Annotated in this window: 11 protein-coding genes; 9 read left to right on the top strand and 2 right to left on the bottom strand. The window is 67.9% G+C overall.

From position 1 onward, the window contains the following. The first annotated feature begins 33 nt into the window (after window positions 1–33). From BHS09_RS11920 to BHS09_RS11885, 8 genes are all read left to right on the top strand, one after another. Entirely contained in the window at window positions 34–651 is a 618-nt protein-coding gene (locus BHS09_RS11920) for an RNA-binding protein (protein WP_140797932.1), read from the top strand. Window positions 652–894: 243 nt separating this feature from the next. After that, the gene (locus BHS09_RS11915) at window positions 895–1,392 is read left to right on the top strand and encodes a GbsR/MarR family transcriptional regulator (protein WP_140789789.1); all 498 of its coding nucleotides are present in this window, start codon (window positions 895–897) and stop codon (window positions 1,390–1,392) included. After that, the gene (locus BHS09_RS11910; protein WP_140789787.1) at window positions 1,389–2,132 is read left to right on the top strand and encodes an ABC transporter ATP-binding protein; all 744 of its coding nucleotides are present in this window, start codon (window positions 1,389–1,391) and stop codon (window positions 2,130–2,132) included. The genes BHS09_RS11915 and BHS09_RS11910 overlap by 4 nt, the downstream gene beginning before the upstream one ends. Before the next feature lie 2 nt (window positions 2,133–2,134). After that, window positions 2,135–4,243 (top strand): ABC transporter permease, encoded by a 2,109-nt coding sequence (locus BHS09_RS11905; RefSeq protein ID WP_140797931.1) that lies wholly within the window; start codon window positions 2,135–2,137, stop codon window positions 4,241–4,243. 4 nt (window positions 4,244–4,247) lie between these two features. After that, on the top strand, window positions 4,248–5,549 hold the full coding sequence (locus tag BHS09_RS11900) for an ABC transporter permease (protein WP_140789783.1): 1,302 nt from the start codon (window positions 4,248–4,250) through the stop codon (window positions 5,547–5,549). Between the two features lie 4 nt (window positions 5,550–5,553). Further along, window positions 5,554–6,336 (top strand): outer membrane lipoprotein-sorting protein, encoded by a 783-nt coding sequence (locus tag BHS09_RS11895; RefSeq protein WP_140789782.1) that lies wholly within the window; start codon window positions 5,554–5,556, stop codon window positions 6,334–6,336. Next, complete coding sequence (locus tag BHS09_RS11890) at window positions 6,333–7,949, top strand: hypothetical protein (RefSeq protein WP_140789780.1); 1,617 nt, start codon at window positions 6,333–6,335, stop codon at window positions 7,947–7,949. The genes BHS09_RS11895 and BHS09_RS11890 overlap by 4 nt, the downstream gene beginning before the upstream one ends. A 243-nt stretch (window positions 7,950–8,192) precedes the next feature. Further along, on the top strand, window positions 8,193–9,284 hold the full coding sequence (locus BHS09_RS11885) for a hypothetical protein (RefSeq protein WP_237078253.1): 1,092 nt from the start codon (window positions 8,193–8,195) through the stop codon (window positions 9,282–9,284). Here the strand turns inward: BHS09_RS11885 and BHS09_RS11880 are convergent. Next, entirely contained in the window at window positions 9,274–10,368 is a 1,095-nt protein-coding gene (locus BHS09_RS11880) for an EAL domain-containing protein (protein WP_140789778.1), read from the bottom strand. The two genes, BHS09_RS11885 and BHS09_RS11880, sit on opposite strands and share 11 nt — an antisense overlap. Before the next feature lie 9 nt (window positions 10,369–10,377). Continuing rightward, entirely contained in the window at window positions 10,378–11,829 is a 1,452-nt protein-coding gene (locus BHS09_RS11875) for an LVIVD repeat-containing protein (RefSeq protein WP_237078252.1), read from the bottom strand. A gap of 184 nt (window positions 11,830–12,013) precedes the next feature. On the opposite strand from BHS09_RS11875, the gene BHS09_RS11870 reads away from it, so the two are divergent. After that, window positions 12,014–15,691, top strand: a complete 3,678-nt coding sequence (locus tag BHS09_RS11870) for a PD40 domain-containing protein (protein WP_140789775.1) — start codon at window positions 12,014–12,016, stop codon at window positions 15,689–15,691. The last annotated feature ends 7 nt before the right edge of the window (window positions 15,692–15,698 follow it).

The raw sequence follows: 15,698 nt of genomic DNA, 5'->3' as shown, positions 1-15,698 counted from the left end.
CCGCCCACTCACAACAACCACAGGAGAACCTCCATGAAGAAGCTCGTTGGCGTCTTCGCCACCATCGCCATGCTCGGAACGGGTACCGCCCTGGCCAACAACAACGAGAACAAGCCGAAGGACTCCTCGGCGGCCCAGGGTGGCTCGGGCCAGGCGGGGCAGACCGAAATCCAGCAGGACACCACCACCATCGAACGCGAGAAGACCACCACGCCCACTCAGCCGGGCCAGGGCGGCTCCGGCACCATGGGCCAGCAGGCCAACATGGGCCAGAAGGAGCTCAACGGCCGCGTGGTGAAGGCGGAGAGCGACAAGATCTACGTCGACATGCACGGCGCGGTGGTCCCCCTGGAGGTTGACCGCAGCACCCGATTCAGTGACCCGACCCTGAAGAAGGCCAAGGACCTGCGCCCCGGCCAGGAGATTCGCGCCAGCTACGAGGTGAAGGAGACCAAGAACGTCGCCAAGAGCATCTCCCTCTCGGGAACGGGCGGCGCGGGTGACCCGACGCTGACGCCGGACTCGTCCATCAACCAGGACAGGGACATGGGCGGCTCCGGCGTGGAGAAGCACGAGGGCACCGGTGGCGCGGGTGATAGCAGCACCCTGAACCCGGACACGGGCTCCAATACCTCGCCCGACACGTACTGATGACACACCTTTGGGCATGTCAGACCTGCACCCCATGAAGGGGATTTCGGGGCCCGCAGCCGCGAGTCGGCTGTGGGCCCTGCGCCATGGCACGTGCGCATGGAGGGCTCGCCCCACCTTCCACTCCATACAGTTCATTCAGTATTGACTGAACGAAACCCCGCCGCCTAAAAGCCTGCCCGTCACCCCGGCTGCCGTGCGCTCCGCACCGCGACGCCCAGCCGGCGAGGTGTGGAGACAGGCATGGTGGAACTGGAAGCCGCCGAACGTCGCTTCATCGAATCGATGGGGCTGTACTTCGAGCGGCGGGGTGGCACGCGCATCGGCGGGCGCATCTACGCGCTGTTGATGCTTGCGGGCAAACCCCTGTCGAACAAGCGCATCGCCATGCTGCTCAACGTGAGCGCGGCGTCGGTGTCCACCAACCTCCGGGCCTGCACGGACATGGGCCTGGTGGAACCCGTCAGCGTTCCAGGGGACCGGCAGCACTACTACGTCATCCATTCACAGGGCTGGGAAGGCAAGCTGCGCGTCGCCGAGGAGTCCCTGAGCGCCTTCGCCCGCCTCTGCTCCGAGGCCCTCGCGGTTCCGCGTCTCGCTGGAAATCGTAACTTGCGAGAAGCATTCGCTTTCTGTGATTTCTACAAGGCTGAGCTTACAGGCATCGCCGAGCGGTGGCGCGCAGCGCACGCCCCCCGTCCCCCACGCCCCGTCAAGACTTCGAAAGGACGTACCGCATGAATCCCTCCGCTTCGCAGTCCTCCATCGTCTCCATCACGAACGTGACCAAGGACTACACCCTGGGGAAGGTGGTGGTCCCGGCGCTCCGAGGCGTGGACCTGGAGGTCCATGCCGGTGAGTTCATCTCCATCGCCGGGCCCTCCGGCAGCGGCAAGACGACGCTGCTCAACCTCATCGGGTGTGTAGACACCGCCACCGGCGGTGTGGTCCGGGTGGCCGGACAGGACACCAAGCAGCTCACGGAGCGCCAGCTCACGAACCTGCGCCTCAACACCATTGGCTTCATCTTCCAGAGCTTCAACCTGGTGCAGGTGCTCAGCGTCTTCCAGAACGTGGAGTTCCCCCTGCTACTCCAGCGCAAGCTGGACAAGGCCCAGCGCCGGGAGCGGGTGATGCAACTCTTGGAGCAGGTGGGCCTGGCAAACCACGCCAAGCACCGGCCCAACGAGCTGTCCGGCGGCCAGCGCCAGCGCGTGGCCGTGGCGCGCGCGCTCGTCACGCGGCCCCAGTTGGTGCTCGCGGACGAGCCCACGGCCAACCTGGACTCGGTGACGGGCCAGAACATCATCGACCTGATGAAGGAGCTCAACCAGAAGGAGGGCACCACCTTCATCTTCTCCACCCACGACGCGAAGGTGATGAGCCACGCCAACGCGGTGGTGCGGCTGGCGGACGGCAAGTTCCTGGACCGCATCAGCGCCGCCGAGGCCAGCCGCGCCATGGCCTCTGGAGGCCACTGACCATGGGACAACTCCGTTTGCTGCTGCAGGTGGCCTTCCGCAACCTGTTCTCCAGCAAGATCAACCTGCTCATCGGCGGCATCATCTTCTTCGGCACCCTGCTCGTGGTGGTGGGCGGAGCGCTGATGGACAGCATGGACAGCGCGATGAGCCGCAGCATCATCGGCAGCGTCGCGGGCCACATCCAGGTCTACTCGGATGACTCCAAGGACCCGCTGGCCCTCTACGGCAGCATGAGCGGCGAGCCGGACCTGGCCGCGCTGGACGACTTCAGCCAGCTCCGGCCCTTCCTGGAGAAGCACCCCAACGTGAAGACGGTGGTGCCCCTGGGCACCAGCGGCGCCATCGTCACCTCCGGCAACACGGTGGACCTGACGCTGTCGAACCTGCGCGCGCTCTACAAGAAGCGCGACGACGCCGGTGAGACGCCCGAGCTGCGGGAGAGCATCGACAGCGTCAAGGGGCACGTGCGGCAGATGGTCAACCTGATGGCCGACCAGACGGCCAAGAGCGAGCAGGAGCTGGGCGGCGCCCAGAAGGACCCCGCGGAGGTGGAAGCACTCGCCCGGGCGCGCACGGACGCGTTCTGGGACGCCTTCGAGGAGGCCCCGTACAGCGCGCTGGAGCTGTTGGAGAACCGCATCGCCCCGCAGATTCCGGACGGGGACATGCTGGAGCTGCGCTACGCCGGCACGGACCTGGACGCGTTCCAGCGAACCTTCGACCGCATGGAGATCGTGGACGGACAGCCGGTGCCCACCGGGCAGCGAGGCATGCTGCTGTCCAAGTTCTTCTACGAAGAGTTCCTCAAGCTGAAGTCGGCGCTCCGGCTGGACCACATCAAGCAGGCGCGGGAGCTCAACCAGAAGACCATCGCCACCGACCCGGACCTGCAGCGCTGGGTGAAGGAGAACCAGACGCAGACGCGGGAAATCATCTTCCAGTTGGACCCCGTCAAGACGCGGAAGATGGTGGAGCGGCTGCAGAAGCTGCTGGGCAGCCAGGAGCCCGCGCTGGACAAGCTGCTGACACAGTTCTTCACCACCGACGACGCCAACTTCGACACCCGCTACGCCCAGTTCTACTCGGAGCTGGCGCCGCTGCTGGAGCTCTACCGGCTGCGAATGGGGGACGTGCTCACCATCACCGCCTTCACGCGCACCGGCTACATGCAGAGCGCCAACGTGAAGGTCTATGGCACCTACCAGTTCAAGGGCCTGGAGAAGTCCGCCATGGCCGGCGCGCTGAGCCTGATGGACCTGATGTCGTTCCGGGACTTGTACGGGTACCTCACCGCGGACAAGAAGGCGGAGCTGGCGGAAATCCAGAAGCAGAGCGGCGTGTCGGCGCTGAGCCGGGACGAAGCCGAGGAGGCCCTCTTCGGCGAGGCCAGCGACAACGAGCTGGTGGCGGAGGCCACGTCCACCGACGTGGATGACCAGGCCGCCTTCACCGGCGACCAGGGGGCGCTCACGCGTGAGAACCTGCTCCAGCGCGTCTACACCCAGCAGGAAATCGAGCAAGGCGTGGCCCTGAGCGCGGCGGTGATGCTCAAGGACCCGGAGCTGCTGGAGCAGACGATGGTGGAGCTGCGGCAGGCGGCGAAGGATGCGGGCCTGAAGCTGCGCGTGGTGTCCTGGCAGGAGGCGGCGGGCATCATCGGGCAGTTCGTGTTGCTCGGGAAGCTGGTGCTCTACTTCGCCGTCTTCATCATCTTCGTGGTGGCGCTGGTCATCATCAACAACGCCATGATGATGGCCACCATGCAGCGCGTGCGCGAGGTGGGAACGATGCGGGCCATTGGCGCGCAGCGCTCCTTCATCCTGGGCATGGTGCTGGTGGAGACGCTGGTGCTGGGGCTCGTGTTCGGCTCGGCCGGCTCACTGGTGGGCAGCGGCATCATGGCCCTGCTCAACAACGCCGGCATCCCCGCGGGCAACGAAGCGCTCTACTTCTTCTTCTCCGGCCCCCGGCTGTTCCCCACGCTGAGCGCCAGCAACCTGGTGGCGGCGTTCGTGATCGTCCTGGGCGTCTCCGCCATCTCCACCCTCTATCCCGCGTTCCTCGCGACCCGGGTCTCGCCCCTCCAGGCGATGCAGACGGACGAGTGAGAACATGCTCCAGCTCTTCCTCATCGCATTCCGCAACCTCGGCACCCACCGCAGGCGCACCCTGCTGCTGGGCGGCGCCATCGCCAGCGTCACCGCGCTGCTCGTCATCCTCATGGGCCTGTCCACGGGCATGAAGGAGTCGATGCTCCGCTCCGCCACCACGCTGTCCACCGGCCACGTCAACGTGGCCGGCTTCTACAAGGTGACGGCGGGCCAGGCGGCGCCGGTCGTCACGGGCTATCCGGCCATCCTGGAGCAGATCCGCAAGGACGTGCCGGAGCTGGACTTCGCCGTCCAGCGCGGGCGGGGCTGGCTCAAGGTCGTCAGTGAGACGTCCTCCATCCAGGTGGGCGTGGGCGGCATCGACATCCAGTCCGAGCCTGGCCTCCGTCAGGCGCTGCAGATTCGCGCGGGCGCGCTGGACGGCCTGGCCGAGTCCGGCACGGTGCTGCTCTTCGAGAAGCAGGCGAAGAAGCTCAACGTCCAGGTGGGCGAGTCCGTGACGCTGGCCGCCCAGACGCTGCGAGGCGCCAGCAACACGGTGGACGCGCGCGTGGTGGCCATCGCGGCCGACATGGGCATGCTGAGCGACTTCGGCATCTTCGTGCCGTCGGACACGCTGCGCTCGCTGTACCAGTTCAAGAGCGACACCGCGGGCGCGCTGCTGCTCTACCTGAAGGACATCAAGCACGTGCCGGTGGTGCAGGCCCGGCTGCGCCAGACGCTGACGGACGCGGGCCACACGGTGATGGACCACGACCCGCGCGCGTTCTTCATGAAGTTCGAGACCGTCAACCGCGAGGCCTGGACGGGTCAGCGGCTGGACATCACGAACTGGGAGGACGAAATCTCCTTCATCACCTGGACGCTCACCGCGCTCAACAGCCTCACCGGTGTGCTCATCTTCGTGCTGATGGTCATCATCGGCGTGGGCATCATGAACACGCTGTGGATTGCCATCCGGGAGCGCACCCGGGAGATTGGCACCCTGCGCGCCATTGGCATGCAGCGCACGCGCGTACTGATGATGTTCGTCTTCGAAGCGCTGCTGCTGGGCCTGCTGGGCACGTTGGCGGGAGCCAGCATGGGATTGGTGCTGTGCCTGGCCGTCAATGCCATGGCGGTGCACGTCCCGGAGGTGGTGGCGGTCTTCATCATGTCGGACACGTTGAATCTGGCCGTACACCCCTCGTCCATCCTGGGTGCCATGGCCTTCATCACCGCGTGCACCACCGTCATCTCGCTCATTCCCTCCTTCCTCGCCGCGCGGCTCAAGCCGGTGACGGCGATGCACCACATCGGGTGAACCCATGAGCCTCAAGAACATGCTGTCCGCCGCGGCGCTGGCCGTGGCGCTGCTGTCCGCCCCGGCCGCCCTAGCCATGGAGCAGGCCGAGCAGGTGAAGCTCCTGGCCACCATCGACGACCGCCAGCGAAACGGCGGCGACTACAAGGCGATGGTGTACATGGAGCAGAAGGAGAAGGGGAAGGCGGACCTCGTCTACGAGCTGGTCGTCTACCGCCGCGACGCGGACGACAAGCTGATGATGCTGTTCACCAAGCCCAAGACGGAGGCGGGCAAGGGCTACCTGCGTCTGGACAAGAACCTCTGGAACTACGACCCCAACGTGGGCCGCTGGGAGCGCCGCACCGAGCGCGAGCGCATCGCCGGCACTGACAGCCGCCGCGCGGACTTCGACGAGTCGCGGCTGGCCGAGGAGTATGACCCGTCCTACGAGGGCGAGGCGAAGCTGGGCAAGTACACGGCCCACCTGCTGACGCTGAAGGTCAAGCCCGGCGTGGACGTGGCCTACCCCGTCCTCAAGGTCTGGGTGGACAAGGCGTCCGGCAACATCCTCAAGCAGGAGCAATACGCCCTGTCCGGCCGGAAGATGCGCACGGCGCTCTACCCCCGCTGGAAGAAGATGTTCAGCGAGTCCAAGAAGGACGACGTCTGGATGCCGGAGGAGATGCGCATCTACGACGAAATCGAGAAGGGCAACTCCACCACCATCCTCGTCAAGACGGTGGACCTGCGTCCGCTGGAAGCCAACCTCTTCACCAAGGCGTGGCTTGAGAGCAAGAGCCGATGACCCCGCGCACGCTCACCCTGGCCGCGGCGCTGTCCGCGGCCCTCACCGGCGCGCCCGCGTGGGCCCAGTCCGAGGAGCGACCCGACGAGGACGCGCTCTTCGGAGGCGGGCAGGAGAAGACGCCCGCGGAGGCACCCACGGGCGAGGACTCGGGCCGGCCTGACGAGGATGCTCTCTTTGGCGGTGACGGCTCGGAGCCGACGGTGGACGTGGCCCCTGGCACCACCGGTGGCGCCACGGAGCGGCAGCCGCCGCTGACCGCGCCTGACGAGGACCGGGACGCGGACGTGTTGAACGGCCCTGCGACCCGGAGCGCCTTCGACACCGAGGACGTGGTGGACGATCCGCTGAAGATTGGCGGTCAGTTCTACCTGCGCGGCTTCATGGCGGGCAGCGAAAACACCTCGCTCCGCCAGACGTCCTTCTCCGCCCCCACGCTGGTGGACGGCTACCTCGACGCGCGCCCGTCCGACCGGATCCGTGGCTTCGTCGTGGGACGCTTGAACTACGACCCCGCCATGCCGCCCCGGAGCACGCCGGACGCCCCGGCGAACCCACGCGTGCTGCTGGACCAGGCGTGGCTGCGCTTCGACCTGGAGCGCACGGTGTTCTTCACCGTGGGCAAGCAGCACGTGAAGTGGGGCACCGGGCAGATCTGGAACCCCACGGACTTCCTGTCGCCCCAGCGAAGAGACCCGCTGGCCTTCGTGGACCTGCGCACGGGCGTGTCCATGTTGAAGGTGCACGTGCCCTGGGAGTCCAAGGGCTGGAACGTGTACGGCATCCTCGTCATGGATGACCTGGGCACGGACGTGGGCGCCATCACCGACCCGAGCGGAAGCCCCACGTCCCAGGCCGGCGGCAGCGACCCGGTCAACCGGCTGGGCCGCCTGGGCGGCGCGCTGCGCGCGGAAGTCCTGCTGGGGCCCGCGGAGCTGGGCGCCAGCGCGGTGGCGCAGAATGGACGCAAGCCCCGCTTCGGGCTCGACGTGTCCACGCCGCTGGGGCCGCTGGATGTCTACGCCGAGGTTGCGCTGAAGGAAGGCACGGACCGCCCGCTGTACCGCATTCCGGAAGGAACGACGCTCGAGGACATCGCGCAGAACGGCGTCCAGGTGGAGGCCTACATTCCCTCGGGGCTCACGCCGCAGATGACGGCGGGCGCGACCTACAGCTTCTCCTATGGGGAGAACGACCTGGCCGTGCTGGGCGTGGAGTACTTCTTCAACTCCACGGGCTACACCGGCTCGTTCGGGTATCCGTACCTGCTGCTGAAGGACGCCTTCAACCCGCTCTATCTGGGACGGCATTACGGCGCCGCGTACCTCTTCCTGGACCGGCCTGGCCCCCTGGAGCGGACGTCCTTCAACCTGTTCACGCTGGGCAACCTGTCGGACCGCTCGTTCACCACGCGGCTCAACGTGATGCACCGGGCGCTCACGTATCTCACGGTGGAGGCGTACGGCTCGGTGAACTACGGACGGCGCGGCGGTGAGTTCCGGCTCGCCGTTGATGTGCCGGAGGGACTCGTCGTGGACGGGCAGCCGATTCCGGCCTTCTCCGTACCCGCGCCGACGTTCCAACTGGGAGCGGGGCTCCGCATCAGCCTCTGAGTCCGTCGACTCGTCCTGAGGTGCCCAAGGGCCGTGCTCCCCTGCTTCCGGGAGCGCGGCCCTGGGTGTTTTCAGGGCTCGAGCAGGCAGTTTCGGGGCTGCCCGCCCTGCGAGCTTCCCGTCGGGCGCCGTACAGGCAGTTGGGGTGTCCGAGGGCGGACGGATGGACAGATTTCTGCCATGCCCCTTTGGATTGCCATCGCTGCAGGGTTGGGCCTCGGCCAGTCACCGAACGCGCCGGTCATGATTCCTCCCGAGGACCCTTCCATCCGGGACCCGGCCGCAGCGGCGCTCCAGGACGCGAACCAGCAGGCGGCGGAAGAGATTGAAGGGCTGAGGCCCCCGGCGGGCTACGTCTATGAGGCGCCGGAGGATGCGTCACCGCGCGACTTCGTGCTGACGCCCGTCCTGCCCGACGGCGCGCCACCGCCGACGGCGGGGCAGGTCGCCGCCGAGGAGGCCACGCAGCGCTACGAGCCAGTTCCCTCGCCCCTGGAGGCGCTGCAACAGGAACAGGCCGCGATGGGTGGGAGCGGACAGCAGACGGGGGCTGACGGCACCTCGACGGGCCAGGACACCACGGGTGGGACGACGAGCGGTGCGGGTGGTTCGGGTGTGACGGGGCAGGACGTGAGTGGAACCGGCACGACCAGCGCAGTCCCCTCCCCTGCCCCCGCGACGCCGGCCTTCATTGGCCGCTCGGAACCCATCGGCCGCTCCGAGCCCATTGGCCGCTCGGAACCCATCGGCCGCTCCGAGCCCATTGGCACGCCGCCCACCGTAGCGCCCGTGAACAACCCGATGGGCACTGGCGGCGCAGGAACGCCGAACACGAATCAGCCGACGCCCGCGCAGCAGATGGAACAACTGAATGAGCGGATGAAGCAGCTCGAAACCCAGCTCAACGAGCGCGACGCCGACCTCACCGTGCGAAACCAGGCCGTCCAGCTCCAGGTGGACACCTACGGCGACCGCGCGGTCGACGTGGAGCAGGCGCGACAGGACCGGCTGACCCAGATTCAGACCGCCGGACAGTGGATGCTCGCGGCGGACACTGCGCTGGAACAGGGTGAGCTGGACGTCATCAATGCGCTCGACATCGCCGACAACGCCTTCGTCGACTTGCGTGACAGCGCGGAGGAGGACGGCCAGGGCATTGTCGTCGTCCACGCGGAGCGCCTGCGCGCGCTGCTCAATCTCGCCCGTAACTTCGTCAACAACCGCGACGGATACAATGCCCGGCTCGCCCTCCAGGATGCAGGCATCCAGCTGAGCATCCTCCGCGCCGCCAACCTCGAGCGGCAGGCCACCGGCAACGTCCTGCTCAATCCGTGAACGACGGCGTCGCCCCCACGGGGGGACTCTGCGGACGAGCGATGAGGTAGCCCTGCACGAAGTCCACCCCGTGCGCGCGGACCCAGCGCAGCTCCTCGTGCGTCTCGATGCCCTCCGCCACCGTGCGGATGCCCAGTGTCCGCGCAATCTCCAGGAGCTTCTCCACGATGGAGCCCTTGTACGGGTCCAGGTGGACGTCACGCACCAGCTCCATGTCCAGCTTGATGATGTCGGGACGCAGCCGGTGGATGAGGTTCAGTGACGAGAAGCCCGCGCCCAGGTCGTCCAGCGCCACCTGGAAACCCGACTTGCGGTAGAAGTCCACGATGCCGCGCAGATGCTCCGCGTCCGCCGTCTGGTCCGTCTCGATGATTTCGAACACCACCCGCTCCGGCGCAATGCCCGCCGAGTGGATGGCCTCCACCGTGGAGCGAAGACAGACCGTGGCGTCGTAGATGGCCGTGGGCGTGAAGTTGATGAAGAGGTGCGTGTCCAGCCCGTGCTTCACCGCCTGCCGGATGGCCGTGGTGCGCGCCGCCAGGTCCAGTTGAAACAGCAGGTCCGCCTCGCGCGCCGTCTGCATCATCCGTCCGGGCAGCACCAACGTGCCGTCCGGCTCCAGGCCTCGCATCAACGCCTCGTGCGCGAAGATGCAGCGGGTGTCCTGCGCATGGACGATGGGCTGGAAGTGCGTGGTGAGCCGCTCCTCGGAGAGCAAATCCACCAGCCACCCCGCGCGCGTCCGCGTGACGAGCCGCTGGAGTGAGCCCACCCGGGGATAGTCACCCAGCCCGGGCTCCGCCGCCCCCGGCATGAACAGCGCCCGGGTGGCCCGCGCCTCCTCCTGCGTGAGCGCGGCCAACAGGTTCGATGCCAGAGGCGACAGCGCCGCCTCCGGCACCCACACCTCGACGCAATGGGCTTCGGCACGCACCTGGACCTCGTGCCGCGCCTCCCGGAGGAAGGACAGCAGCCGGCCCTGGCTGTGCCCCACCGGGCTCCACAGGAACAGACGCCCGGCGCCCTCCGCGATGGGAGGAAGCGTCTGGCACCTGCCGCAGGACCGCGTCGGGGTGTCGCTCATCCAGACAGCCTACTCCGTCGCCTCGCGGAAGATGAGCAGGCCTCGCGAGGAATCCGTCGCGTACACGAATCCGTCGCCCGGCACATGCACCTTGCTCAGGCCCTCGAGGAACACGACGCCGTGGCCCGCATCCGTCTCCCGCCAGGTGTTGTAGTAACCCACCTGCTGGGGCGAGCCGGGGACGGACACGTCCACGATGCGCAGGCCATCCTGACCATAGGCCAGATAGACCTTCGTCCCGGCGAACGCCACCGAGCGGATGGACACCTCCGGGCGCGTCCGGAACTCACCCGTCCGGGCCACCGTGGCCGGCGCGCTCACGTCCAGCACGCTCAGGTGCGCGCCCCAGTCCTCGCCCGCGTCGAACGCGTAGGCGCGGTCTCCCACCATGCCGACCGCCGTGGCGCGCGACATGCCGTTGGCGAAGCGGCCCAACAGCTTCGGGCGCGCCGGGGTGGTGACGTCCGAGACGGTCATTCCGAAGGACCAGTTGCTCACGTAGAGCCGGCCGCCCATCACCGCGACATGCAGGGGCACCTCACCCGCCAGGGGCTCCGCGCCCTCGATGAAGTACCGCGTGAGTTGCTTCGGCTCCGCGGGCGTGGTGACGTCGTAGACGTACACCTCCGCGTTGGGCGCGGGCGACGCCGCGTACAGGACGTTTCCGTCCAGCGCGAGGCCGTTCACCTCCACCACGGACTCGGGCACGGAGCGCAGGCGGACAGGCACCGCCGGGTTGGTGATGTCGAACACGGCGACGCCGCTGCGGCGGCTGGCCACATAGAGCGTGTTCCCGTTCACCAGCGCGTCCGTGTAGTAGTCGTTGGACAGCTCGTACTGGCGGACTTGGCGCGGCTGCGAGGGGTCGCTCAGGTCGAAGGTGATGAGGCCCTTGGCCCCCGCCGTCACGTAGGCGTGGCCATGGGCCACCGCGACATTCGTGGCCGTGGCTTCGGTCAGCTTCACCTCGCTGACCAGCTCCACGCCGGACGCCTCCGCTTCACCCGCGCGGCGGCCCAGCCGGATGGCCTCGAAGGTGCCCTTCATGTCCGCGGTGCCATTGGCGCAACGCCGGAAGATGCCCGACATCTGCCCAGGCCCGGACGAGGAACACCCGGCGACGGCGAAGCGCATCGTCACGTTGTTGGAGCCCTGGAACTCGCTGGCCAGGAAGAACGACTCCGGGGTGCTCTGCCGCTCCGTGGCGGCGAGGCCCATCAGCATCTGGGTGTTGCTGCCCCCTCCCGACAACCGCATCGCGGCCGCGGCACCGGAACGGTCGTTGAGGTTGATATTGAGGTTCCAGATGCCCTCGGGTTGTACGGCGGAGAGGCTTGAAAGCTGGCAGGCCGACAAATCGATGGCCTCGACCTGACACTCCGCCTTGGGAACGGACGGATTGTCATTGCCGCAAGCGGTGGCGAGCGCCAGGGTGCTGGTGAGTGCGAGGAGGCGTTTCATGCCCCCATGCATATCATCCGGCGCCAGCACCCAACGAAACAGCGCGCTCCCCCGGCCTCCGAGGGGGCGATGCCCACTGCCCGTCAAGTAAACGGAAAGAAATCGTCGGGGCGCTTGTATACCTGGACCGCTGGGAGGCAGCCTCCCTAGCAGGTGTAGTCTCGCCGGTACCCCACCCACAGAGGTGCCTTCAGTGAACCCCCGTCCCCTCGCCGCAGCCCTGCTCGTCGTGCTCTTCCCGGGGCTCGCGCTTGCCCAGTTCTACGTCGTGCCCCGAAGACCCGGGAAAACGGCGGTGAACAGCTACGAATTCGAGTGGCGACACACGGATATCCTCGTCGGCCCGGGGGCCACGGGTCTGGCGGAACCTCCCGAGCGGACGGCTCACGAACAGCCACCGGAAAGTCCGGGCGGCGCCAACCCGGGCGCGCCCACCACCTCGCCGGACCAGGGCGACACGAAGGCGCCTCCCACCGGTCCGCCCTCGGAGACCACGGGAGGCACGTCCGAGCCCCAGTCCCAGACGGGGCTGCCCGGCAGCACGCCGGTGGTGCTCGGGGGGGCGACCGACGCGGGCGTGCCGCCTTTGACGACGGGTGAAGACGGGAGCGTCCCGGAGAGTGGCCTGGCGGCCGCCGACGGGGGGACGGAGGACGGCGGTGCCCTGGCTGCGGCCGATGCGGGGACGGCGGATGGCGGCACGCTCGCGGCCGGTGGTACCGACGGCGGCGAGCAGGACGCGGGCGCCACCTACCTGATGGCCAGCGACTCCGATGACGACGGCGGGACGGTGCTGGGCGGCGGCCAGTCGGTGTTCGCGGGCGCGGACGGTGGGTTCAACTACACCTACGCGAAGTCGCTGGGGGACAAGTCGGGCGGGGTGCGCTTCTATTTCTATGAGCGTGAGCGCATGGTGGCCGAGCGCGCCGCGCCGCTCATCGAGGAGGCCTACCGGTACCTGGTGGATCAGTTCAAGTACGTCCCCACCAAGACGTTCCCGTACATCCTCTACAGCAGCTACCAGGAGTTCCTGCAGACCAACCTCTTCGCCGTGTCCGAGGGCACGCTCGGTCTCACCAGCACCGGCGAGGACCTGAAGCTGACGCTGCCGTACCTGGGTGACCACCGCCTCTTCGAGGAGGTCAGTACCCACGAACTGGCGCACCAGTTCACCATCCAGAAGGTCCGCACCGTGGCCGAGCAGGCCAAGATGTTCGGCGACCCGCTGCAGGCCATTCCGCTGTGGTTCATCGAGGGCCTCGCCGAATTCTACGCCAAGCGCGGCATGGACCCGGAAGCGGAGATGCTGGTGCGGGACCTGCTGGTGAACCCGGACCTCTTCAAGGGCTACGCCTTCCTCGACTTCTTCTCCCCCGGGCCCTACGGCTACCTGTGGATCTACAAGGTGGGCCAGGTCCGTGTGTCCTTCCTCGAAGAGGAGTACGGCGCCGGCTTCATCCAGCGCGTGCTGGAGGAGTCGCCGAGGCTGGCGGGTGGCTCGCGCGATTCACCGTCGCTCAAGTTCGAGGAGCTGCTGGAGCGGCTCACCGGCGACAACCCCAAGCGCATCTCCGCGCGGTTCGAGAACTGGCTGAAGCGCCGGGCCTTCAAGACGTACCTGGCGTCCGAGCAGTCCGCGCCGGCGCTGGACCTGCTCGACAAGGCGCCCGGCTACACCACCGCCATGGCGTCCTCCCCGTCGGGCCACGTGCTGGGGCTGCGCACCATCGTTCCGGAGACGGGTGAGAGCCGGCTGTACATCATGGATCCGCGCGTGCCGGACAAGACGGTGAAGGTCGCGGGTGACGGCGTGCCGGGCGTGGAGTCGTTGCACCCCATCTCCGGACGCAGCTTCGCGCTGACGAACGACAAGCTGGCCTTCATCGCCGAAATCACCGGGCGCGACGTCATCTACGTGCAGGACTACACGCACAAGTCGGAGCGACGAGGCGCGGACGTGCTGGTGCGCCGCAACGCCATCCGGACCGGCATTGACCGGGAGGTGGGCCTGGTGGTCGACCTGAGCCTGGGCGGACGCACCGCGTACCGCATCGACCGGCACGGGCTGCTCGCGGCGTACTCGCCGGCCTTCTCGCCCGACGGCCGGTGGGTGGCCTTCATCGGCATCAACGACGCGGGTCTGCGGGACATCTACGCCATCGACCTGCAGGCGGGCCCGGACGCCCCGCCGCTGCAGCTCACCGACGACGTGTTCTCCGAGCGCGAGGTGACGTGGGGGCCCTCGGGCGTCATCTTCACGTCGGACGCGACGTCCCACCGCCAGTTCAACCTCTTCCGCGTGCGTCCGGACGCGCCCCGGCAGGTGGAGCGCCTCACCAGCGAGGAGCGGGACCACACGGCCCCGGTGGCCCTGGCGGACGGACGCCTCTTCTTCACCGCCTTCAACAACAGCAGCTCCGATTTGCACGAGCTGACGAAGGACGGCCGCATCGTGCGGCGCACGGACCTGACGACGGGCGTCTTCGAGCCCGGCCCGGGCCCGGACGGCAGCCTGTGGATGCTGTTCCACGTCTCCGGTGAGCGCCGGCCCGCGGTGCTGCGCCCGCCGCGCATGCTGGCGCTGGACGTCCCCGCCGAACCGCCGCCGGAGCCGCCCAACCCGCTGGCGGTGCGGCCCCTCACGGACGCACAGAACTACGAGCCCTTCACCCGGCAGAACCTGGAGTTCGGTCCCTTCTTCGGCTTCGCGGGCGCGGGCGGCGGCGGCTTCGTGGGCCAGCTGTTCGCGGCGGCCAGTGACCGCATGAAGGACCACCAGTTCCTGCTCACCCTGGCGGTGTACGGCAGCTTCGACCTGACGGACGGCTACCTGCTCTACGTCAACGACAAGTCACGCATGACGTGGGGTGGCGGCATCTTCCAGTCCCTGCGCTTCCGCGTGGACCGCACCTTCGAAGGTGAAGAGGGCGCGCAGAATGCCTTCTTCACGTCGGGTGAGCGCTTCTTCGGCGCGCTCGGAAGCGTGCGCTACCCGCTGAGCACCTTCCTGTTCGTGCAGGGTGACCTGGCCATTGGTGGCACCCGGTACTTCCTGGACGACTACACGGAGTTCGAGCTGTTCTTCCCCGAGCGCAACGCGGCCAACCGGGAGCTGCTGACGGCCTGGAACGCGCGAAACCGCGCCATCCGCTTCCAGACGGAGCTGAGCGGGCAGATTGGCTACGACAGCCTGAAGTACCACTACGCCACCGGCCCGCTATCGGGCAGCGCGGCCATGCTGGAGACGACGGTGGGCGTGCAGCCCTTCGACAACCAAGCCTACGGCAACGTGCGCGTGGACGCGGAGCGCTACTTCCCCATCTACGGCCGCGCCAACATCTTCATCCGCGGCGGCCTGGGCACCACGCTGGGAGGCCGGTACGCGCGCTCCTACTTCCTGTCATCGTTCGACACGCTGCGCGGCGTGAACTTCGGCGACATCCAGTGGCTGCTCGGCCGGCACTACGTCTACTCCACGCTGGAGGCGCAGCTGCCGCTCAACGACATCATCCGGGTGGCCTTCCTCAGCGACCTGGAAGCGATTGCAGCCATCGACGCGGGCGGCGTCGGCGAGGGCCGGGATGACTTGTGGAACCACCGCGTGGTGAACGGCGTCGTCGGTTTCAACCTCGCGCTGGGCCCCCTGCTGCTGCGCCTTCACTTCGCCCGGCCGTTCGACGTCGGCGCCGCTGCCGGCCGGCCGGACCCGGGCTGGGTGACGAACTTCTCGCTAGGCATCGCCGGCCTCAATGGCTTCTTCGACCAGGCGAACACCGGGAAGAGCGTCGGCCCATCGCCGACGCCCATGTCCCCGGCCCTGATGCCCTCCCTGGGAGGCGGCTACACCGCGCCGCGCCGCTGAGGCGGCG

Source organism: Myxococcus xanthus, from assembly GCF_006402735.1.
GTDB lineage: Bacteria > Myxococcota > Myxococcia > Myxococcales > Myxococcaceae > Myxococcus > Myxococcus xanthus_A.
Note: the sequence above shows the minus strand (reverse complement) of the source record. Positions and strands in the feature narration are given on the sequence as shown.